Below are 19899 nucleotides of genomic sequence, written 5' to 3' on the forward strand. Positions count from 1 at the left end.
TCAAGTACGGCTCCGGCACCGGCACGAATTTCTCCCGGCTGCGCGGCGAGCACGAGAAGCTTTCCGGCGGCGGCCGCTCGTCCGGCCTGATGAGCTTCCTCAAGATCGGCGACCGCGCCGCCGGCGCGATCAAGTCGGGCGGCACGACGCGCCGCGCCGCCAAGATGGTCGTCGTCGACGTCGACCATCCCGACATCGAGGCCTTCATCGACTGGAAGGTCAAGGAAGAGCAGAAGGTCGCCTCGCTGGTCGCCGGCTCCAAGGTGGTCAAGCGCCACCTCAAGGCGATCATCAAGGCCTGCGTCAATTGCGAAGGGCCCGGCGACGATTGCTTCGCCATCGACAAGAACCCGGCGCTGAAGCGCGAGGTCAAGCTGGCGCGCCGCGACGACGTGCCCGACGGCATGATCAAGCGGGTCATCCAGTTCGCCCGCCAGGGCTATACGAATCTCGAGTTCGACACCTACGACACCGACTGGGAGTCGGAGGCGTACCTGACCGTCTCCGGCCAGAACTCCAACAATTCGGTGCGCGTCACCGACGCCTTCCTGCACGCGGTCGAGGCCGACGGCGACTGGAGCCTGACGCGCCGCCTCGACGGCAAGGTCCACAAGACGCTGAAGGCCGCCGACCTGTGGGAGAAGATCGGCTTCGCCGCCTGGGCCTCCGCCGACCCCGGCCTGCAGTACCACACGACGATCAACGACTGGCACACCTGCCCGGAATCGGGGCCGATCCGCGCCTCCAATCCGTGCTCGGAATACATGTTCCTCGACGACACGGCGTGCAATCTCGCTTCGCTCAACCTGCTGCCGTTCCGCGATCCCGAGACGCGCACCTTCGACGTCGCCTCCTACGAGCATGCGGTCAGGCTGTGGACGCTGACGCTCGAGATTTCGGTGGCGATGGCGCAGTTCCCCTCCAAGGAGATCGCGCGGCTGTCGTACGACTACCGCACGCTCGGCCTCGGCTACGCCAACATCGGCGGCCTGCTGATGAGCTGCGGCATCGCCTATGACAGCGACGAGGGCCGCGCGATCTGCGGCGCGCTCTCCGCCGTCATGACCGGCGCCTTCCCGGGACACGCGCCCAACGCCAAGGCGATGCTGCGCGTCATCCGCAACCACAAGCGCGCCGCCGACGGCCTCGCCGACGGCTACGAGCAGCTTTCGGTCGCCCCGACCCCGCTCGACCACGCCTCGCTCGACAAGGCCGCAATCGCCTGGGCCGATCTCTCGGCGGCCGCCCGCGCCGCCTGGGCCGACGCGCTCTCCCTCGGCGAGGCGCACGGCTACCGCAACGCCCAGGTCTCGGTGGTCGCCCCGACCGGCACCATCGGCCTGGTGATGGATTGCGACACCACGGGGATCGAGCCCGACTTCGCCCTGGTCAAGTTCAAGAAGCTCGCCGGCGGCGGCTATTTCAAGATCATCAACCGCGCCGTGCCCGAGGCGTTGCGCGCGCTCGGCTATGCCGAGGCGAAGATCGGCGAGATCGTCGCCTACGCCGTCGGCCACGCTTCGCTCGGCCAGGCGCCCGGCGTCAATGCCGCGAGCCTGCGCGCCAAGGGCTTCACCGACGCGATTCTGACCAAGGTCGAGGCGGCGCTCGCCGGCGCCTTCGACATCCGCTTCGTCTTCAACAAGTGGACGCTCGGCGCCGACTTCCTCACCGGGACGTTGAAGATCCCGGCTGAAAAGCTTGAAGAGTCTGGCTTCGACCTGCTTAGCCACCTGGGCTTCGCCAAGAGCGAGATCGAGGCCGCCAACATCCACATCTGCGGGGCGATGACGCTCGAAGGCGCGCCTCATTTGAAGAACGAGCACCTGCCGGTGTTCGACTGCGCCAATCCCTGCGGCCGCACCGGCAGGCGCTATCTCTCGGTCGACAGCCACATCCGCATGATGGCGGCGGCGCAGCCGTTCATCTCCGGCGCGATCTCCAAGACGATCAACATGCCCAACGACGCGACCGTCGAGGACTGCAAGGACGCCTATCTGCTGTCCTGGCGGCTCGGCCTCAAGGCCAACGCGCTCTATCGCGACGGCTCGAAGTTGTCGCAGCCGCTGAATTCGCAGCTGATCGAGGCCGACGACGAGGACGACGACGCGGTCGAGACGCTGGTCGCGCAGAACGCGCCGGCGCGCGTCGCCGCGGTCGCCGAGCGCATCGTCGAGCGCGTGGTCGAGCGGGTCGAGCGCCTGCGCGAACGCGAGAAACTGCCCAACCGCCGCAAGAGCTACATCCAGAAGGCGGTGGTCGGCGGCCACAAGGTCTATCTGCACACCGGCGAATACGAGGACGGCCGGCTCGGCGAAATCTTCATCGACATGCACAAGGAAGGCGCCGCCTTCCGCTCGCTGATGAACAATTTCGCCATCGCCATCTCGCTCGGCCTGCAATACGGCGTGCCGCTCGAGGAATATGTCGAGGCCTTCACCTTCACCCGTTTCGAGCCGGCCGGCCTGGTGCAGGGCAACGACGCGATCAAGAACGCGACCTCGATCCTCGACTATGTGTTCCGCGAACTGGCGATCTCCTATCTCGGGCGCACCGATCTCGCCCATGTCGCGCCCGAGGATATCGGCCATACCGCGCTCGGCGGCGGCGTCGATCAGGGCAAGTCGCCCGCCGGCGGCGGCGGCGGTCCATCGGCGAGCTCGGTCGTCTCCAAGGGCCTGATGCGGTCGAAGATGGACAAGCTGATGCTGGTGCGCCGCGGCGCCGTCGGCGAAGCGCCGGCGTTGCAGGCGGTCGGCGGCTCGAGCGCCCAGAGCGGCTATGTCCAGGGCGCGACGGCGCTGAAGGGCGGCTTCGAGGAAATGCCCGAATCGATCGGCGGCGTGAGTTTCGCCGCCTCGGCCGAAGCTAAGGCCGTCGACCGCCGCACCGAAGCGCGGATGAAAGGCTACGTCGGCGAAGCCTGCCCCGAATGCGGCAACTTCACCATGGTGCGCAACGGCACCTGCCTGAAGTGCGACACCTGCGGCGGGACGACGGGGTGCTCGTGATCTGAAGGATGAAGGACCGACGCTGTCATGCTGTGACGCGACCGTAAGTTTGGCCGCATAGGAAGGGTTTTTGGCAGCAACCGGAAAGCAGGTTTGGCAGCACGCCTGAAAAGTCTGCCGAATTTGCTGATCCTCGACAAGAAGCTCCAGTGGGTCGGCAAGCTCGCCAGTGCTCAAGGCTACGCCGCCGTGCTGGTCAACGGCGACGAGATCAAAGAACTCGTCCGCGAGCCGGCGCCCGACGCGGCGACCGTCCACGAACTGGTCGGCCGCTTCAATACCTCGGTGCGGGTGATCAAGGCGCTGATCACCGGCGGGCACTTCACAACTGTGACGGTGCGCAACGCCATCAACCGTTGTCCCATGCGGGCCATCCCCAGCGCCGACTTAGCGGCGTTCATGCAGGACTTCGTGCCGCTGTTCGAACTGTCCGAGCAGCTCCACGTCCACCCCCGCGTGCTGAAGGCGCGCTTAGCAGAGCAGGGGGTGCAGCCAGCGCTCGACCCGAAGAAGCACTACGCGACTTTTTATAGGCGCGCCGACATACAACAACTCGACCTGCCGGCGAGGTCGCCCGCGCCTCAAGAGTGACGTCGTTTTCGTTGCGCTTGCCAAATGACAACACCGCGCCGACCATGTGTGCGCCTCCGTCTCTGAGTGATAAGATTGGCAGCTCGGACAATTCAAGGATCACAACGTCGCCGGCTGACGCCGCGCGAGCATTGGAGTAACGCTGGAGTTGTGGACATATAAATGCCCTCCAAGACGAACGCGATAGTAACGGTTGAGCAACAAGCAGCGCTTCAAAGTCAGATGCGTCTCATTGTACGCACGTTCGTTCTTGAGCTAATTGTCAGTCTCTCTATTCTTGCTTTCAATTCATACTATATCCCGACGCACGGGTGTGCAATTATGGCCCACACGGAATGGTTACGATTATGGCCGATGAATAACAACTATATTATAACGCTACACCAAGCAAATTTTTCGGAGCGCGATATTTGCGTCATGGTTTCGACGTTGTCATTAGCAAGCGTAGTCTGCATCGTAGCAACCGTTTTGACAATTGTCCGAATAATTATTCGCAAGTCGACTGTGTATTTCAAAAATACCACGCCGACGGTTATCGTTGTGCTGGCTGGAACAACTTGGTATTTATCGAGTGGTATTTTCAGCAATCATACACTGTTCGCCCCAAGCGAGGATAAATCAATAGTAATAAATTCAATATTTATACTGACGATGATGGCTGGTTGGTTTTTCATGCTGACGTTTGTCGTCGATAGAGTCCGCTCGTCAATCGCTCACGCGATTGCCAATCATTGATTTGCTACTAGTTACGAGTCCGAACGTAAGCCACACCCGCGATCGAATCGATCGGCCATCATGAGCAAGGTCCGATCAAGAAGATCAGTCAAGAAAGCACCGGGGTCGTTCACGTTCCACGGCTGGAACCATTCGTGACGAGAAACCCCGAAAAGGCTCAAATCCTTGAAGGCCTGGGAGGCTAGGGGCCGCTCGCCATCAGCAATTGAACCGCGGCCACATCTACTGCCAAAAGTGCGTTCCAGACGACTGCCAAACCGCGTTCCTGCCGTCGCGAAAAGCTCAATGATTTCGGGAATGGCGCTGCCAAAGTTTCGGTCGACGCATACTATCGGTTCTTCTTCTTTTCCAACGAGGGCGATCCGCGTGAGCCGCCGCATGTTCACGTGAGGAGGGGGGAGCACGAGGCAAAGTTCTGGTTGAGGCCTGAGGTTGTCGTTGACGAGAGCTTCGGATTTAATGCCGCCGAACTAAATGAGCTCGCGCGCATCGTGTCGGACCAGAGACTGGCGATCGAGAGGGCTTGGAATGAACATTTCGGCGAAGGCAGTTAAGTTTGACGACGATTCGATGTGGGTCGAATTGTCGGACGGGCGGGCGCTCGGTGTGCCCTACGCGTGGTTTCCCCGTTTGCTCAATGCGAGCAAGAAGCAGCGCGAGGCGGTCGAGATCGGTCGTTTCGGCTTGCATTGGGAGGCGATCGATGAGGACATTTCGATCGCTGGGTTACTGGCAGGGCGGCGGGACCAGACGATCGAGCGTTCCAGGAAGAGGGCGTATCTCAAGACTTCAGTGACGGAGGTTGAGATGAGCAATCAACGTTATCCCAAGGGACTCGACGGCCGCATGCGCGACGGCGACGGCGAGATCCGCAAAAAGCGGAGCGATACGCTCGTCCGCACGTTGCGAGCAGAGTACGGCGACGAGGTCGCGAAAGGATACCGCGCGGACACGAAACTCGGGACGGTCCTGAACCGCGAAGGTCTTGAGACGTTAGACCAGTTGCTGAAGAAACGCAGGTAGCCGAACGGCGTTCCGACGATTGGCGTACTTGAACCTGCTGCATGCGCCGTCGTGGCCCCGCAGGGGGCTGCCGCAAGCCAAGACCACCGATCGCCGCGCGGAAGAAAGGCTACGTCGGAATTACGGAATTACGGTGACATGTACTTAATTGCCGATTTCGCCCGCTGAGCCCCATCGCCCCGCCGCCGTTAAGCGCCTACGGCGCTCCTCCAATTCGTTCCGGTCCCTTCGGGATGACTGCGTCGGCGCGCTGGGGCGTTTCGCGATCAAGGCCTTCGACGCGCGAAACCGGCCGCGCGCGGCCGGTTTGCGGCGTCGAAGGCCTTGAAAACCGACCGGCTGATCCGAGCGCAGCGGTCAAGCCTCGCCGAAGGCGGCGCTTGAAGCGCGCTCGCGCTGTTGAGACCCATGTTGCGATTTACGACGCCCCCGGCTCGCCTTTGCCCGCCGCCGCCTTTTCAAGGATCGCCGCGCAATATTTGTCTTTCAGCGGCTTGATATAGGGCTCGACGAACCGGTTGCCGCGGAACGGCGCGACTTTGCGGTCGATCGCCGCTTCCATTTGCCGTATCGCCGCTTCGAGGCCGGCGGAGTCGCCGGGCCTGAGGCTGATTTTCGCCAACTCGCGGTCGAGAGATCGGAACGCTCGGCAGGCGTCCTCCACCTGTCGTCGCATCTGATAGAGCTCCATGACCTTGGCCATTGGAGCATTCCTCCGCTTGTTCTGGCGCGAAGGGATATTATCCGAATTCATGAACCGCGACGATCGCGGCCCGCGGTCGTAGCGCCGCGATCGACGGGGGTACGGCGACAGTGCATTCAACGCCAATTCCGCCTCATGGTTTCGGAGAAAGAAGTTTCCTTGAGGTCGGCGGCGCTCCCTGCCGAACGCTCTCCGCCTAGCGCTTCACGCTCGGCCGTGTTCGCGGTGGTGGGTCTTCAGCAGCTTGTCCCGCGCCGCACTCAATTCCATGGCGAAATAGGCCGACTCGCCGAGATCGGGATGCCCGCGTTTCATCAGATGGTCATAGGAGGCGTGAATTTCGTCTTCCGTTCACTGCTCGCCAATGCCGATGATTTCGAGCGCCCGGTCGGCGTTCATGTCGCCGGATTGATTCGCGGCCTCCCATGGCCTAACCCTCGAGGCAGGGTCGGCCCTCGGCGAGGCCCGACTTCAAGTTCTGAGGACCTCTGATGTACGTTGCTGAACCGACTCGCTACGACGGCCGCGAATATCGTCGCGTGGGGCGCTCCGGCTTGAAGCTGCCGCCGATTTCGCTCGGCCTGTGGCAGAACTTCGGCGGGACCGACGTGTTCGAGATCGGCCGCGCCGTCGTCCGCCGGGCCTTCGACCGCGGCGTCACTCACTTCGACCTCGCCAACAACTACGGTCCGCCCTACGGCTCGGCCGAGGAGAATTTCGGGCTGATCCTGGCGAAGGACTTCAAGAGCTATCGCGACCAGATGATCATCTCCTCCAAGGCCGGGTGGGACATGTGGCCCGGTCCCTATGGCGACGGCGGATCGCGCAAATACCTGATCGCTTCGCTCGATCAGAGCCTCAAGCGCATGGGCCTCGACTACGTGGATATTTTCTACTCTCACCGCCCGACCCCGGACGCGCCGCTCGAAGAGACGATGGGCGCGCTCGCCCACTTGGTGCGTCAGGGCAAAGCGCTCTATGTCGGCATCTCCTCCTATGGCCCCGAGCGCACGCGCGACGCGGCGCGCATCCTCCAGGCTGAGGGCGCGCCGCTGCTCATCCACCAACCGTCCTATTCGATGCTCAATCGCTGGGTCGAAGATGGGCTGCTCGACGCGCTCGGCGAGCTCGGGGTCGGCTGCATCGCCTTCTCGCCGCTCGCCCAAGGGCTGCTGACCCACAAGTATCTCAATGGCGTTCCCCCCGACGCGCGCGCCGCCAAGGAGGGATCGTTCGCGAGCGCCATGCTCTCGGCGGAGAACCTCGCCCGCGTGCGCGCCCTCAACGACCTCGCCCGAAGCCGCGGCCAGTCGCTGGCGCAGATGGCCATCGCCTGGGTGTTGCGCGATCCCCGCGTCAGCTCGGCTCTGATCGGGGCGCGCTCGGTGGCGCAGCTCGACGATTCGCTCGGCGCACTAGGCAATCTCGCATTCACGGCCGAGGAGCTCGCGGCCATCGACCAGCACGCCGGCGAGGGCGGCGTCGACCTCTGGCGCGCGCAGTCGCGGCAGCGATAGAGCTTGCGGGCGCGACTGCGCCAGCCGGAACTTCAAGGCCTGAGCCGCTCGGGGGGTTACGGCGACAGCGCCTCAACTCCAATCCTCTTGTTGGCGCCATCGCGCCGCGCTGGCCGTGGCGCCGTAGAGGGGGTCGAAGGGCTCCGCCAGAAGGGGCATCATCGTGCGTTCAAAGTCGGCGCGGTCACTGGAACGCAAACGTCGCCTTGCATGGCAGCCAAAGGCCGGACCTAACCTCGCGAGCTAGGCCCGGCTCGCTTTGCCGGTCTCCAACGGGATGACCCTCAGGGGCAAGGGTGCCGCAACCCGTCATAGCCGAGATAAGTCCCGCTGGCGGGATCGTACGATCGGTATGTCTGTTGGCAGTAGGCGACGGAATCGGCGTCGCTGGCCACCTGCGGGCCGGCGTCGCCGTACGCTGGGCCTTGATCCGAATAGACGGGCCCCGGGCCTTGATCCGAATAGACGACGCCTGGGCCTTGATCGGGATAGACGGGATAAGAATCGGCGGGGTAGTCGTAGCCTTGGTTCTGTTGCATGGCGCCGCCGATGATCGCCCCGGCAGCCAAGGCTGCGGCGCCGACGGCGATCCCGTTCCCATAGCTTCGCCCGTAACCATGCGCGTAGCCGTGACGCTGATATCCAGGCTGACCCGGCCCGGCGTGGGCGGCGCGATAGCTGCCACAGCCATGACCGATCCCGCACCCGCCCTGCGCCGACGCAGGCGCGGATGAAATCATAAAGGTGAAGGCGCTCGCAACGGCGACGCCGCCCAATAAAAAGTTTCTCATTGTGAACCTCCGTCCGTTCTCCCCACAACGTAAGGAGCGCGGCGAAGTTCCGTCAGCGTCGGAAAATACGCACAGCGGCAGCGTTCTCGTCAGAATGACGACGGGGTTGCATTCCTACGGACTAAGGCGACAGGCGCTTACTTGCCGGTTTGGCTTCACGGCCATTCCGCCGCGCGCCGCGCCGTCGACCTCTCGGCTGCGGAGAAAGAGCTTCCCTGAGGTCCAAGGCCGACCGCGGCCGTCCATGTCCGGTCCGTCACGAGAGCCGGCGGCTACCAATCGACGGTCTCGCTCGAGCCGCCGAATTGCGGCGCTCGGGATTTGAAATGCGGGAGGTCGTCGAGGACGGGCCGGACGGCGAACTGGCATTGCATGTGGTACTGGGCCTGAAAGCCTCCCGCCGGCAGGAGATAGCCGTTCACGCCGCGCAGCCCCAGTCTCAGCCCGTCGATGAAGAGACGCGTTCCGCAGTCACGGCAGGTGAAGCGCGGATTTTGTTTCAACGCCCATGACGTGGGTTCGCCGCGAACAACCTCGACCGCCCAAGCGGGATATACGGATTCGGGCGCATAGGCCGCGCCGTGGACGGCCTGACAATCGTCGCAATGGCAAAAGAACTGCGCGATCGGCGGCGCCGAGATCTCGATGGCGACGGAACCGCAGCGGCATTCGACGCGGGTGACATCCGTCATCTGGCGCTCTCCTTCAAGTCGATCCGATTTCGCGTTCACAGCGCTTCCGCCGCCGCCTGACCGCGTCGTCGATCTCATGGAGGCTAACACTTCCGAAGCCAAGCGGCCGTCAAGGGCGCGCCATCGGGCGTCGTGAGACGCCGGTCTCTCGACGGGCCATGTCGCGCGCCGCCCTCAGGCGGCCTTCGCCCCTTGACCGCCTCTCGGCTTCGGAAAAGGACGCTTTCCTGAGGAAAGACGGCGCTTCCCGCCTCTGCCTGTCATCCCCGCGCCAGCGGGGATCCAGGCGGGAGCCGGGCGCAACCGGTCGAGATCGCGCGCTTCAACTGGCCCCCCGCTTTCGCGGGGGCGACAGTCGTGCTGGGCTTCAAGCGATGCGCTCGCAGCTGTCGTCGCCTTCAGCGAACGCGCGTGGTTGCGCGGGCCGCGAATGGAGAGACAGAGCCGTTGCCGGCGTCAGATTGGGGATTGCGGCGGCTGCTGAGGCGGCTGCTAAGTCTGAATCGCTTCCCCCCGGACTTGATCCGGGGGTCGCTCGCGACGACGGCGGAGAGCGGTTCGATCCAAAAGCAAAATGTCCTAGCGATGCAAGCTCGGCTGACGGAGGTCTTCGGCGGCGCGAACGGCGATTTCGTTCTTGACGCCGGTCACCCCGGACACCCGGCGCGCGATCGCCTCGGCGTGGGACCTCTGGTAGGGCCGCTCGACGATTCCATGCAACGTAACCACCCCGGCGTCCACCTCTGCGGTGACCCGGTGACGAGGGATCGCGAGATCCCAGTGAAGCGCGTTTGCGACTTCAGCGCCGACATCCGCCATGCCACAACCTCCCTCTGGCTTAACGCTCGCCTGACCTAGATTCAGTTCAGGTTTTCACCAATTGTCTGACTAGAGCCAATTGTCTGACAAGTACCAAGACTAGCAGATCGAGTCCGTTCATCCTGGAAGCACTTTATAAGTCAGAATTACAGCACGCACTAACTCAAGACAACCGCGCAGAATAATTAAATTTCAGCGAATTAAACTGAGCATGCGACATTATAACGCAGCGTATATCTAACCGGCGTCCGTTTGTACAATCTCGCTTCACGCGGTTGTCGGCTTCTTCGCGCGCGGCGCGTGACGTTGGTCCGCCGGCGGCGCAATTCCGCTTCTGGCCGGTGGAATTGACGACGCGTCGCATTGCGTCGCATTCCGCCCGCTGCGTTTGGGACGGAAAAACGCACTTAACTCCTTGAGAGCGCTTTGTCGCGGACCGGATCGCGCCCGCGTCGCGCGCGCATCTATCGGCCCGCGCGATGGCTCCCATCACAAATGAAGGGCTGCCGCGCGCGGCCGAAACAGCCTCTTATGCCTCCATCCATCAGGCGGAGATCAGGCATGAGCAAACTCAAGATTGCGGTGATTGTCGGCAGCGTTCGGCCGACGCGCGCGGGCGACAAGCCGGCGAAATGGATTGCGGAGCTGGCCAAACAGACGGGGGATTTCGACGTCGAGCTGGTCGATCTGATCGACTATCCGCTGCCGCTGTTCGACGCGCCGGCGTCCGACCTGTGGATGCCGACGCCGAACGAAATCGCCGCCAAGTGGCAGGCGAAACTGGCCGAGTTCGACGGCTACATCTTCGTGACGGCCGAGTACAACCGCTCGATTCCCGGCGCGCTCAAGAACGCCATCGACTGGGCTTACAAGCCGTTCATCAAGAAGGCCGTCGCCTACGTGAGCTACGGCGCGGTCGGCGGCGTCCGGGCGGTGGAGCACCTTCGCAACGTGATGGTCGAGTTGCAGGCCGCCTCGGTGCGTCACGGCGTCCATATCGGCGGCGCCGATTTCATGGCGGTGATGTTCGGCAAGAAGACCTGGGACGACATCCTGCCGACCTACGTCCCCTTCACCAAGGACCTGTTCGACAATCTGCGCTGGTGGGCCGCCGCGACCAAGGCCGCGCGCGAGGCCGAGAAGGCGGCGGGGAAAGTCGCCGCCGCCTGAGAACAGGCGCTCTGCCTGGCCCCCGCCTTTGCAGGGCGATAGCGATTTGACCGTCAAATGACGCGGCCGCTCTGTAGGCGCATGTGCGGCCGCGCCTGCGAGGGGCTGCGACGACGGGCGCCGTAGGCGCAGCCGCCGACCGGGCTTACACTGGTCTGGCCGCCGCGTTCGCGCTGGCGATCGCGTCCGCTTGAGCGCGACATCGGCGGCGTCGAGGATTTTGCTATGTTTCTTTCCGACTCGGATACGGCCGAGCTTGTCGCCTTTCGCCGCCAGCTGCACGAGCGCCCGGAGCTTTCCGGCGAGGAGCGCGAGACCGCGCGGGCCGTGCGCGCCTTCCTGGAGCGGACGCGGCCCGATCGGGTGATCGAAAATCTCGGCGGACACGGGCTCGCCGCGGTCTACGACGGCGCGGCGACCGGGCCGTGCCTGATGTTCCGCGCCGAGCTCGACGCGCTGCCGATCGACGAGGTGTCCGCCGCTCCGTACCGCTCGCGGACGCTCGGCAAGGCGCATCTGTGCGGCCACGACGGCCATATGGCGTCGCTCGCCGCGCTCGCCCTCGGCCTGTCGCGCAAGCGGCCGAAGCGGGGGCGCGTCGTCCTGCTGTTCCAGCCGGCGGAAGAGACCGGCGAGGGCGCCGAGGCGGTGATCGTCGATCCGAATTTCGCCTCGATCCAGCCCGATTTCGTTTTCGCCTGGCACAACATGCCGGGGATGCCGCGGGCCGAGGCGTCGATCGCCAACGGACCGGCCGCCTGCGCCTCGCGCGGCCTGCGCGCAATCTTCAATGGCAAGACCGCGCACGCGTCTTCGCCCGAAGCCGGCGTCTCGCCGATGCGCGCGCTGGCGCGGCTGATGCCGGAGCTGACTGCGCTCGGGCGCGGCGGGATGATCGACGAGGGCTACAGCCTGGTCACGATCACCCATGTCGAAATGGGCGCGCATTCGTTCGGCGTCGCGCCGGGCCGCGGCGAGTTGTGGGCGACGCTGCGCACGGTCACCGACGCGGCGATGGCGTCGCTGGTCGAACGCGCCGAGACCCTCATTCGCGACGCGGCGAGCGCCGACGGGCTCGACGTCGAGATCGCCTATCGCGACGCCTTCGATTCTGCCGTCAACGCGCCGCCGGCGGTGGAGAAAGTCGTGGGCGCGCTCGGCGCCGAGGGCGTGAAGTGGCGGGTTGGCCTGCCGATGCGCCCCTCCGAGGATTTCGGCCGCTTCTCCGCCGAGGCGCCGTCGGCGATGTTCCTGCTCGGCGCCGGCGAGAGCCACCCGAGCCTGCACAACGCCGACTACGATTTCCCCGACGAACTCGTTCCCGTCGCGGCGCGCGTGCTGATGCGCGTCGCGCGCGACGCGCTCGGCTGAACGGCGCCGTCGTCGCGATCGCGCTTGCACGTCGGGGCACGATTGTGTAAACAGAAGAAACCGGTTTCGTAAACCGGTTTCTTTCGCGGGACCGCTGTGGGCAAGCTGACCATCGCCGATATCGCCGCCCGCGCCGGGGTTTCCAAGGCGACCGTGTCGCGCGTGCTGAACGACCGCGCCGAAGGCGTCGGCGCGGAGACGCGCGCGCGCATTCGCGCGATCCTCGAAACGACCGGGTTTCAGCCGTCGGCGATGGCGCGCGGCCTCGCGACCGGCGAAAGCCGCTCGGTCGGGTTGATCGTCCCCGACGTGACCAACCCCTTCCACCCGTTGCTGGTCAGCGGAGCGGAACAGGCGCTGAGCGACGCCGGCTACAGCCTGTTTCTCTGCAACACCGGCAGCGACGCCGCCAAGCAGGGGGACTACATCCGGGTGCTGATCGACAAGCGGGTCGACGGCGTCATCCTCGACTCGGTCGGCTTCGAGGCGGAGGCGCAGGTTCGGTTGCTCGAACGCGAAGGCATTCCGGTCGTGCTGCTCGACTGCGTGATCGGCAGGCGGGCGCAGCGCCACGGCGTGTTCCTCGACAACGGCCACGGCGTGCGGGAGGCGATGGCGTTCCTGTTCCGACGGCCGGACCGTCGGCTCGTCTTCATCAGCGGCCCGCCCGACGTCTCGCAGTCGGTCGACCGCCGCGAAAGCGTGGAGGCGCTCGCGCGCGAATGGGGGCTCGACGGCGGCCGTCTGACGACGCTCGACGGCGACTTCACGCTCGAGCGCGGCTGCCAGCTGACGACCGAACGGATCCGCAGTCGCCGCGCCGGGCGAGCGCCACCCTTCAATGCGGTGTTCGCCGCCAACGACATGATGGCGCTCGGAGCGCTGAAGGCGTTGCGGCAGGGGGGCGTGTCCGTTCCGGGCGAGGTCGAGGTGATGGGCTACGACGACATCCCATTCGCTCGCCTGCTCGATCCGCCGCTGTCGACCGTAGCTCAGCCGGCGCGAGAGATGGGGGCGGCGAGCGCCGAGTTGCTGTTGCGGCTCATCGGCGCCGAAAAGCCGCGCCGTAAGACCGTGGTGATGAAGCCGCGGCTGATCCTGCGCGGCACCACGCTCGACCCAGAAATCTTCCACACCGAGTCCTATCGAGGAGCGAACCATGCAGAACTTTGAATTCCGCAATCCGACCAAGATTGTGTTCGGGCGCGGGACCGAGAATCAGGTCGGCGCCGAGGCCGCGGCCTATTCCAAGCGGATCCTGCTGCATTTCGGCGGCGGCAGCGCGCGCGCTTCGGGCCTGCTCGACCGCGTGAAGGCCTCGCTGCGCGCGGCCGGGGTCGAGTGGGTCGAACTCGGCGGGGTCAAGCCGAACCCACGCCTCGGTCTCGTCCACGAAGGCGTGCGGCTGTGCAAGCAGGAGAAGCTCGGCCTCGTCCTCGCGGTCGGCGGCGGCAGCGTGATCGACTCGGCCAAGGCGATCGCGATGGGCGCGGTCATCGATCACGACGTGTGGGACTTCTACCTCGGCCGCGGCGCGCCGACTTCAGCGTTGCCGGTCGGCGTGGTGCTGACCATTCCCGCCGCCGGCAGCGAGGCCAGCACCGGCACGGTCGTCACCAAGGAGGAAGGGGCGTTGAAGCGCGCGGTCAACTCCGACCTGATCTACCCCCGCTTCTCGATCCTGAACCCCGAGCAGTGCTTCAGCCTGCCGCCGTTCCAGATGGCCTGCGGCGCGATGGACATCATGGCGCACCTGATGGAGCGCTACTTCACCAACGTGCCGCACGTCGCCTTCACCGACCGCCTGATCGAGGCGACGATGAAGACGATCATCGCCGAGGCCCCGAAGCTCCAGAAGAACCCCAAGGACTACGACGCGTGGTCGGAGTTCATGTGGGCGGGCACGCTCGCCCATAACAACCTGCTCAACACCGGCCGCATCGGCGACTGGGCTTCGCACGACATCGAACACGAGATCAGCGGCATCTACGACGTCGCGCACGGCGCCGGCCTCGCCGTGGTGTTCCCGGCCTGGATGAAGCACGTGCTGCGCCACGACCTCGACCGCTTCGTGCAATGGGCGGTCAGGGTGTGGAATGTCGAGCTGGACATCTTCGATCGCGAGGCGACAGCGCGGCAGGGCATCGCGCGGATGGAGGCGTTCTACCAGTCGCTCGGCCTTGCGACGACGCTCGACGGCCTCGGAGTCCGCGGCGATCGCATCGACGAGATGGCCGACAAGTGCACGGACGGCGACGTCCACACCGTCGGCAACTTCGTCAAGCTCGATCGGTCGGAGGTGGCGGCGGTTCTGCGACTGGCGGCTTAGGGCCATCGAACGCGGCGCCGACGGAATCGGCGTCGCCTGGATGGTCGGGCCCGGCGGCGGGGAACAAGAGGGAGGCGCGATCGGCGAGCGCGCCTTCCCGACAACATCAGCGCGACCGAGCCGGCGTCGCCGTCGTCGCGCGCGCCGACCGCGCCGCGCCTCAAAAACCGGTCGCGAAGGCGGCGGCGGAGAGGAGCGCGACGGCGCCCCAGACGGCGGCGCTGACGACGCCCGCCGGCGCGCTGGCGCGCAGCGACGGCAGGCGCGTCCACAAGGCGTAGAACGCGATCAGAGGCGGCAGCAACGCGACGATTCCAAGCGCGCCTTGGATATGGCGCGAGACCGCGTCGAGCGCGACGAAGGCGGCGACGCCGGAGATCGGGTGCAGCAGCAGTGCGGCGATTCCCGCGCCGCGCGGCATGCGTCCCATGACCGCGCCGACGGCGAGCGCCAGCGCCAGAACGACCCACAGCCAGAAAGTCAGCAGCAGCGCGCCCCACGCCTGCGAATAGGCCGTTTCGCCGCCTTCGAGCGGCGCGGCGCTGGCGACGAGCAGCGCGACATAGAGCGCAGCGGCGAGCGCCAGCAGCGCGATCATTCCGAACGGCGCCGCGCGCAGCCTCGCCAGCGTGACCGTCGCCAAATTCGCCCCCTTCGTCCCGACGCCGTTTGGCGCTCGCTGCGAGCTTACGGGATGGTGCGGCGACCGGGCCAGCGCGCCTCCTCCGCCGTCATCGCCGCGACGCGGATGGGCGCCAGGTTCGCCGGCAGATTGCGCGGCGCGTAGGCGGGGTCGGCGGCCTTTGCTCAACCGCGCGGCGTTCGCCGCCCGATCGAAACGGCGGCGGCCGCTGCGAGTCTTTGCAGCGCGCGCGCGTCTGAACGCGACGCGGCGGCGGCGAATTCCTGGTCGACGGCGCGCGGCGCTGGGCGTTTCGCCGCGGGGCGGGGCGCCGGCTTCGCCGGCTCGGGCGCGGGCTTTTCGCGGCGCGCTTCGCCGAGCCTGCGATAGAGGGACGCATAGGCCGAAGCCGATTCCGCCCAACCGAAATCCTTGGCCATCGCCGCGCGGCGCATCGCCTGAAGTTCGAGCGGGGCTTCGAACACGGCGAAGGCGTCGTCGATCGCGTCGTCGAACGCCGCGATGTCGAGCCGGTCGAACAGGAAGCCGGTGCGGCCCGCCTCGATCGTCTCCGCCAGGCCGCCGGTGCGATGGCCAATCGGCAAGGCGCCGAACCGCTGCGCGTACATTTGGCTGAGGCCGCACGGCTCGTAGCGCGACGGCATCAACAGGAAATCGGCGCCGGCGAAAACGGCGCGCGCCTCTTCGGCGTCGAAGCCGATGCGCGCGCCGATCGCGTGCGGATAACGGCGCGCGAGCTCAGCCGCCCCGCGTTCGTACTCCGGTTCGCCGCGCCCGACGATAACGATCTGACCGCCGCGCGCGACGATCGTCTCGCTCGCCTCGAGCACCAGGTCGAAGCCCTTTTGGTGGACGAGCCGCGCGACGAAGGCGAACAACGGCCCGGCGGAAAGGCTGAGGCCGAAGGCGCCGCGCACGTAGTCGGCATAGCGCTCCTTCCATCGGTGCGCGTCGAAGCGATAGGGATTGCGCTTGTCGGCGCGCGGGTCCCAGCCCGCGTCGACGCCGTTGCGGATGCCGGTCAGCCGGCCCTGGTTCGCCCGCTCGGCGAGCAAGCCGTTGAGGCCGCAACCGAACTCGGGGCGGGCGATCTCCTCGGCGTAGGTCGCGCAGACGGTGGTGACATGGTCCGCGTAGACGATCCCCGCCTTGAGGAACGAGATGCGGCCATAGAACTCGACGCCGTCGAGGCGAAACGCCGACTTGGGAATGGCGAGGTCGTCGAGCCGCGACGCGTCGAACTGGCCCTGGTGGGCGAGATTGTGGATCGTCGCAACGGTTGGGGTCTTGCCGCCGCGCCAGCGCAGGTAGCCGGCGGCGAGCGCGGTCGGCCAGTCGTTGAGATGGAGGACGTCGGGCCGCCAGCCGTTCAGGCCGCGCATCGTCAGTTCGGCGGCGGCGAGGCTCAGCCGCGCGAAGCGGACTGCGTTGTCGGTGAATTCATTGCCGGCGGAATCGGCGTAGGGCGAGCCATCGCGGTCGTAGAGTTCGGAGCACAAGACGAGATAGACGACGAGCCCGTCCGGCAGGGTCAGCGCGCCGATCGAGCAGGGCGGGATCGCGCCGGCGCCCGGCAGATGGGCGACGATGTCGATCGCCGCCACGTCGCGCAGCGCCGGACGATAAGCGGGGATGAGCACGCGCGCGTCGCAACCGGGGCGCAGCGCGCGCGGCAGCGCCGCCGAGACTTCGCCAAGCCCCCCCGCCTGGAGAAAGTCGGTGGATTCCGGGGTGACGAACAGCGCCTTGGCGGGGACGTCGGGCCTCGCCGCCGGCGCTGTCGGAACGTCTGACTCGCGGTGGAGTCGGACGAGGTTGGCGGCGGTCTGAACGGGCATGGGCTCTCGCAACGGCAACTGCGTCGCAAGCTAAAGATCAACCGTAAGAACAGGGTTAATGGTCGGTTGCCCGATGTGAGAGAAAACGACGCGTCGGCGGGAATGATCGCGTCACAATAAATCTCCCGCCAGCGCGCCCTGCGCTGGCGGCTTGAAACTCGCTCCCGACTTCGCCGTTCAGGCGAGATTCGGCAGCCAAATGCGGCAGCTGCAATGCTCGCCGATCGGGCCCTGAACGTCGAGGCACGACGACGGCGTCCGGAACAGCCGGCAATTGCCGCATTGCTTGTCGCCGCGCGGCGCGTCGAGGAAGCCGACGGAAGCCTGGGACACCTTCGGCGGGGCGGCGAAGGCGCTGGCGGCCAGAAGCGCCGGGGCGACGCCGCAAGCGCTCAACAAAGCGCGACGGGAGAGCGTCATGGAGCGCGCATCCTTGGTATCGCTCATGGAGCGTCTCATTCGTTTGCGGGGATGCAAAAGCGCATTCCCGCCCATAACTCGCCTAGACCCGCGGCGATCGGAACGCGACGCGGCTTAAAGCCGCACGTCTGCTTGTTTGTGCGGCGCAGCGAACGGTAGCCGCGCGCCTTGCGGTTTGGCGCTGGTCAGCACTAACATGCCAGCGGCGCTTTGGCGCTTGACCGGCGACGCGGCGCCGGTGTTCATGCCCGTCGTGAGCCGAGCGGCGGGGCGGGCCGTCCGGAGGAGGCGCGTGTGTCGATTTCGTCGCTGCTGCTGTTCGCGGCGGTCTATTTCGCCGCCGTGGCGACGCCCGGGCCGGGCGTGGCGGCGCTGGTGGCGCGGGTGCTCGGCCACGGCCTGACCGGCGTCGCGCCGTTCATCCTCGGCTATGTCGTCGGCGACCTGATCTGGCTCGCCATCGCCGCCACCGGTCTCGCCGCGATCGCCCACCTGTTCGCCGGCGCCTTTGTCGCGCTCAGGCTCGCCGGCGCCGCCTATCTGATCACCATCGCCTGGGGTATGGCGCGCTCTTCCTTCGCCGCCGGGAGCAAGACGGAAGCGCCGCCGCAGGCGACGCGCGGCTGGCGCGCCTTTTCCGGGTCGCTATCGCTGACGCTCGGCAACCCGAAGGTGATCGTCTTCTTTCTGTCGATCATGCCGCTGGTCGTCGATCTCAACGCTTTGACGCCGACGATCATCGCGACGATCGCGGCGATTGCCGTCGTGATCCTGTCGACGACGCTCGGCGCGTATGCGCTCGCCGCCGACCGCGCGCGCGCTCTGCTGCGTTCGTCCAGGGCGATGCGCTACGTCCAGCGCGCCGCCGCCGGCGTCATCGCCGGCGTGGCGGTGGCGATCGCGGCGCGATGAAGCGGTCGGCCGAGGTCAGGCGCCGATGAAGAGGAGAAGCAAGCAATGACCGTCGACCGTATGACTGTTCTGTCGGCGATGATCGACCAGGGGGTGATCCCGGTCTTCTATCATCCCGACGTCGAGGTTTGTAAGAAGGTCATCCAGGCCTGCGCCAATGGCGGCGCCAAATGCATCGAGTTCACCAATCGCGGCGAATTCGCCGCGCATGTGTTCTTCGAGGTGACGCGCCATTTCGCCAAGGCCGATCCGAGCGTGATCATGGGGGTCGGCTCGGTGGTCGACGCGCCAACGGCCGGAATCTTCATCGCCAACGGGGCCAAGTTCGTCGTCGGCCCGCTGACCAATCCCGACGTCGCCAAGCTGTGCAACCGCCGCAAGATCCCCTACAGCCCGGGCTGCGGCTCGGCGAGCGAGATCGGCTACGCGGAAGAACTCGGCTGCGAGATCGTCAAGGTGTTTCCCGGCGGCTCGGTCGGCGGCCCGGACTTCGTCAAGGCGATGCTGGGGCCTTGCCCTTGGACGCGCATCATGCCGACCGGCGGCGTCGACGCCACCGAGGAATCGCTGACCCAATGGTTCAAGGCCGGCGTCGCCTGCGTCGGCATCGGCTCGAACCTGATCACCAAGGAATTGCTCGCCGCCAAGGACTATGCCGGCGTCGAGAACAAGGTGCGCGAAACGATCGCGCTGATCCGCAAGATCCGGGGGAAGTGAGATGGCCGACGAAATCCTCAAGATCCGCCCGGCCGCGGAGACGAAGTGGGACTGCGCCTCGTTCGGCGAGGTGATGCTGCGCTTCGACCCCGGCTTCGGCCGGGTGCGCAACGCCCGCTCGTTCCAGGTGTGGGAAGGCGGCGGCGAATACAATGTCGCGCGCGCGATGCGCAAGTGCTGGGGCAAGCGTTCGACGGTCGTCACCGCGCTGCCGGTCAACGATCTCGGCTGGCTGGTCGAAGACTTGATGATGCAGGGCGGCGTCGATGTGTCGCATGTGATCTGGCGCGAATTCGATGGCCTCGGCCGCAACACCCGCGTCGGCCTCAACTTCACCGAGAAGGGTTTTGGGGTGCGCGCGGCGCTCGGCTGCTCGGACCGCGGTCATTCGGCCGCCTCGCAGATCAAGCCGGGCGAAGTGAACTGGGAGAAGCTGTTTGGCGAAGAAGGCGTGCGCTGGTTCCACACCGGCGGCATCTTCGCCGCGCTGGCCAGCAACACCGCCGAAGCCGTCATCGAAGCGGTGGAAGCGGCGCACAAATACGGAACCATCGTCTCCTACGACCTAAATTATCGCGCCTCCCTTTGGAAGAGCCAGGGCGGACAGGCCGGCGCAC

At 66.0% G+C, this 19899-nt stretch carries 19 protein-coding genes and 1 pseudogene; 13 read left to right on the top strand and 7 right to left on the bottom strand.

The annotated features are described in order from the left end of the window. The 5 genes and pseudogenes from ABSF49_RS12680 to ABSF49_RS12700 form a co-directional block, all read left to right on the top strand. Positions 1-3011, top strand: a 3011-nt coding sequence (locus ABSF49_RS12680) for a vitamin B12-dependent ribonucleotide reductase (protein WP_424113013.1), incomplete at its 5' end; no start/stop codon positions are given. Between the two features lie 93 nt (positions 3012-3104). Beyond that, positions 3105-3602, top strand: a complete 498-nt coding sequence (locus ABSF49_RS12685) for a hypothetical protein (protein ID WP_424113014.1) — start codon at positions 3105-3107, stop codon at positions 3600-3602. Positions 3603-3764: 162 nt separating this feature from the next. Beyond that, a complete protein-coding gene (locus ABSF49_RS12690; RefSeq protein ID WP_424113015.1) occupies positions 3765-4337 on the top strand; it encodes a hypothetical protein in 573 nt (190 codons plus the stop codon). 386 nt (positions 4338-4723) lie between these two features. Continuing rightward, positions 4724-4891 (top strand): DUF4160 domain-containing protein, encoded by a 168-nt coding sequence (locus tag ABSF49_RS12695; RefSeq protein WP_424113016.1) that lies wholly within the window; start codon positions 4724-4726, stop codon positions 4889-4891. Continuing rightward, positions 4866-5090, top strand: a pseudogene (locus ABSF49_RS12700) (DUF2442 domain-containing protein); the annotation flags it as partial. The gene ABSF49_RS12695 and the pseudogene ABSF49_RS12700, both read left to right, overlap by 26 nt. Before the next feature lie 688 nt (positions 5091-5778). On the opposite strand, the gene ABSF49_RS12705 reads toward ABSF49_RS12700, so the two are convergent. Beyond that, positions 5779-6063, bottom strand: coding sequence for a hypothetical protein (locus ABSF49_RS12705; protein ID WP_424113017.1), 285 nt, complete (start codon positions 6061-6063; stop codon positions 5779-5781). A gap of 491 nt (positions 6064-6554) precedes the next feature. Here ABSF49_RS12705 and mgrA point away from each other — a divergent pair, with 491 nt between their 5' ends. Next, on the top strand, positions 6555-7580 hold the full coding sequence (mgrA, locus tag ABSF49_RS12710; protein ID WP_424113018.1) for an L-glyceraldehyde 3-phosphate reductase: 1026 nt from the start codon (positions 6555-6557) through the stop codon (positions 7578-7580). Positions 7581-7864: 284 nt separating this feature from the next. On the opposite strand, the gene ABSF49_RS12715 is transcribed toward mgrA, so the two are convergent. The 3 genes from ABSF49_RS12715 to ABSF49_RS12725 all read right to left on the bottom strand — a co-directional run bounded on the left by ABSF49_RS12715 (position 7865) and on the right by ABSF49_RS12725 (position 9882). Next, the gene (locus tag ABSF49_RS12715; RefSeq protein ID WP_424113019.1) at positions 7865-8371 is read right to left on the bottom strand and encodes a BA14K family protein; all 507 of its coding nucleotides are present in this window, start codon (positions 8369-8371) and stop codon (positions 7865-7867) included. A gap of 272 nt (positions 8372-8643) precedes the next feature. Then, on the bottom strand, positions 8644-9165 hold the full coding sequence (locus tag ABSF49_RS12720) for a GFA family protein (protein ID WP_424113020.1): 522 nt from the start codon (positions 9163-9165) through the stop codon (positions 8644-8646). 477 nt (positions 9166-9642) lie between these two features. Next, positions 9643-9882, bottom strand: a complete 240-nt coding sequence (locus ABSF49_RS12725) for a BON domain-containing protein (protein WP_424113021.1) — start codon at positions 9880-9882, stop codon at positions 9643-9645. Between the two features lie 561 nt (positions 9883-10443). Here ABSF49_RS12725 and ABSF49_RS12730 point away from each other — a divergent pair. The 4 genes from ABSF49_RS12730 to ABSF49_RS12745 all read left to right on the top strand — a co-directional run bounded on the left by ABSF49_RS12730 (position 10444) and on the right by ABSF49_RS12745 (position 14752). Further along, entirely contained in the window at positions 10444-11052 is a 609-nt protein-coding gene (locus ABSF49_RS12730) for an NADPH-dependent FMN reductase (RefSeq protein ID WP_424113022.1), read from the top strand. 225 nt (positions 11053-11277) lie between these two features. Then, entirely contained in the window at positions 11278-12423 is a 1146-nt protein-coding gene (locus ABSF49_RS12735; protein WP_424113023.1) for an amidohydrolase, read from the top strand. A gap of 96 nt (positions 12424-12519) precedes the next feature. Further along, entirely contained in the window at positions 12520-13596 is a 1077-nt protein-coding gene (locus tag ABSF49_RS12740; protein ID WP_424113024.1) for a LacI family DNA-binding transcriptional regulator, read from the top strand. Then, a complete protein-coding gene (locus tag ABSF49_RS12745; protein ID WP_424113025.1) occupies positions 13583-14752 on the top strand; it encodes an iron-containing alcohol dehydrogenase in 1170 nt (389 codons plus the stop codon). The genes ABSF49_RS12740 and ABSF49_RS12745 overlap by 14 nt, the downstream gene beginning before the upstream one ends. Before the next feature lie 160 nt (positions 14753-14912). On the opposite strand, the gene ABSF49_RS12750 is transcribed toward ABSF49_RS12745, so the two are convergent. The 3 genes from ABSF49_RS12750 to ABSF49_RS12760 form a co-directional block, all read right to left on the bottom strand. After that, positions 14913-15395 (bottom strand): hypothetical protein, encoded by a 483-nt coding sequence (locus tag ABSF49_RS12750; RefSeq protein WP_424113026.1) that lies wholly within the window; start codon positions 15393-15395, stop codon positions 14913-14915. Between the two features lie 164 nt (positions 15396-15559). Beyond that, positions 15560-17233 (bottom strand): glycogen synthase GlgA, encoded by a 1674-nt coding sequence (glgA, locus tag ABSF49_RS12755; protein WP_424113027.1) that lies wholly within the window; start codon positions 17231-17233, stop codon positions 15560-15562. A gap of 177 nt (positions 17234-17410) precedes the next feature. Next, positions 17411-17680 (bottom strand): twin-arginine translocation signal domain-containing protein, encoded by a 270-nt coding sequence (locus ABSF49_RS12760; protein ID WP_424113028.1) that lies wholly within the window; start codon positions 17678-17680, stop codon positions 17411-17413. A 267-nt stretch (positions 17681-17947) separates the two neighbouring features. On the opposite strand from ABSF49_RS12760, the gene ABSF49_RS12765 reads away from it, so the two are divergent. The 3 genes from ABSF49_RS12765 to ABSF49_RS12775 all read left to right on the top strand — a co-directional run. Then, entirely contained in the window at positions 17948-18565 is a 618-nt protein-coding gene (locus tag ABSF49_RS12765) for a LysE family translocator (protein ID WP_424113029.1), read from the top strand. 45 nt (positions 18566-18610) lie between these two features. Next, positions 18611-19282, top strand: a complete 672-nt coding sequence (locus ABSF49_RS12770) for a bifunctional 4-hydroxy-2-oxoglutarate aldolase/2-dehydro-3-deoxy-phosphogluconate aldolase (protein ID WP_424113030.1) — start codon at positions 18611-18613, stop codon at positions 19280-19282. A gap of 1 nt (position 19283) precedes the next feature. Further along, positions 19284-19899 (top strand): sugar kinase (locus ABSF49_RS12775; RefSeq protein WP_424113031.1); only part of this gene is annotated, 616 nt, incomplete at its 3' end.

Source organism: Roseiarcus sp. (assembly GCF_049514155.1).
Lineage (GTDB): Bacteria > Pseudomonadota > Alphaproteobacteria > Rhizobiales > Beijerinckiaceae > Roseiarcus.

Bases quoted from the DNA above. Each gene is read 5' to 3' on its own strand.
- glgA (WP_424113027.1), bottom strand. From the start codon at position 17,233: ATGCCCGTTCAGACCGCCGCCAACCTCGTCCGACTCCACCGCGAGTCA.
- mgrA (WP_424113018.1), top strand. From the start codon at position 6,555: ATGTACGTTGCTGAACCGACTCGCTACGACGGCCGCGAATATCGTCGC.
- ABSF49_RS12690 (WP_424113015.1), top strand. From the start codon at position 3,765: ATGCCCTCCAAGACGAACGCGATAGTAACGGTTGAGCAACAAGCAGCG.
- ABSF49_RS12725 (WP_424113021.1), bottom strand. From the start codon at position 9,882: ATGGCGGATGTCGGCGCTGAAGTCGCAAACGCGCTTCACTGGGATCTC.
- ABSF49_RS12715 (WP_424113019.1), bottom strand. From the start codon at position 8,371: ATGAGAAACTTTTTATTGGGCGGCGTCGCCGTTGCGAGCGCCTTCACC.
- ABSF49_RS12745 (WP_424113025.1), top strand. From the start codon at position 13,583: ATGCAGAACTTTGAATTCCGCAATCCGACCAAGATTGTGTTCGGGCGC.
- ABSF49_RS12770 (WP_424113030.1), top strand. From the start codon at position 18,611: ATGACCGTCGACCGTATGACTGTTCTGTCGGCGATGATCGACCAGGGG.
- ABSF49_RS12735 (WP_424113023.1), top strand. From the start codon at position 11,278: ATGTTTCTTTCCGACTCGGATACGGCCGAGCTTGTCGCCTTTCGCCGC.
- ABSF49_RS12705 (WP_424113017.1), bottom strand. From the start codon at position 6,063: ATGGCCAAGGTCATGGAGCTCTATCAGATGCGACGACAGGTGGAGGAC.
- ABSF49_RS12730 (WP_424113022.1), top strand. From the start codon at position 10,444: ATGAGCAAACTCAAGATTGCGGTGATTGTCGGCAGCGTTCGGCCGACG.
- ABSF49_RS12760 (WP_424113028.1), bottom strand. From the start codon at position 17,680: ATGAGCGATACCAAGGATGCGCGCTCCATGACGCTCTCCCGTCGCGCT.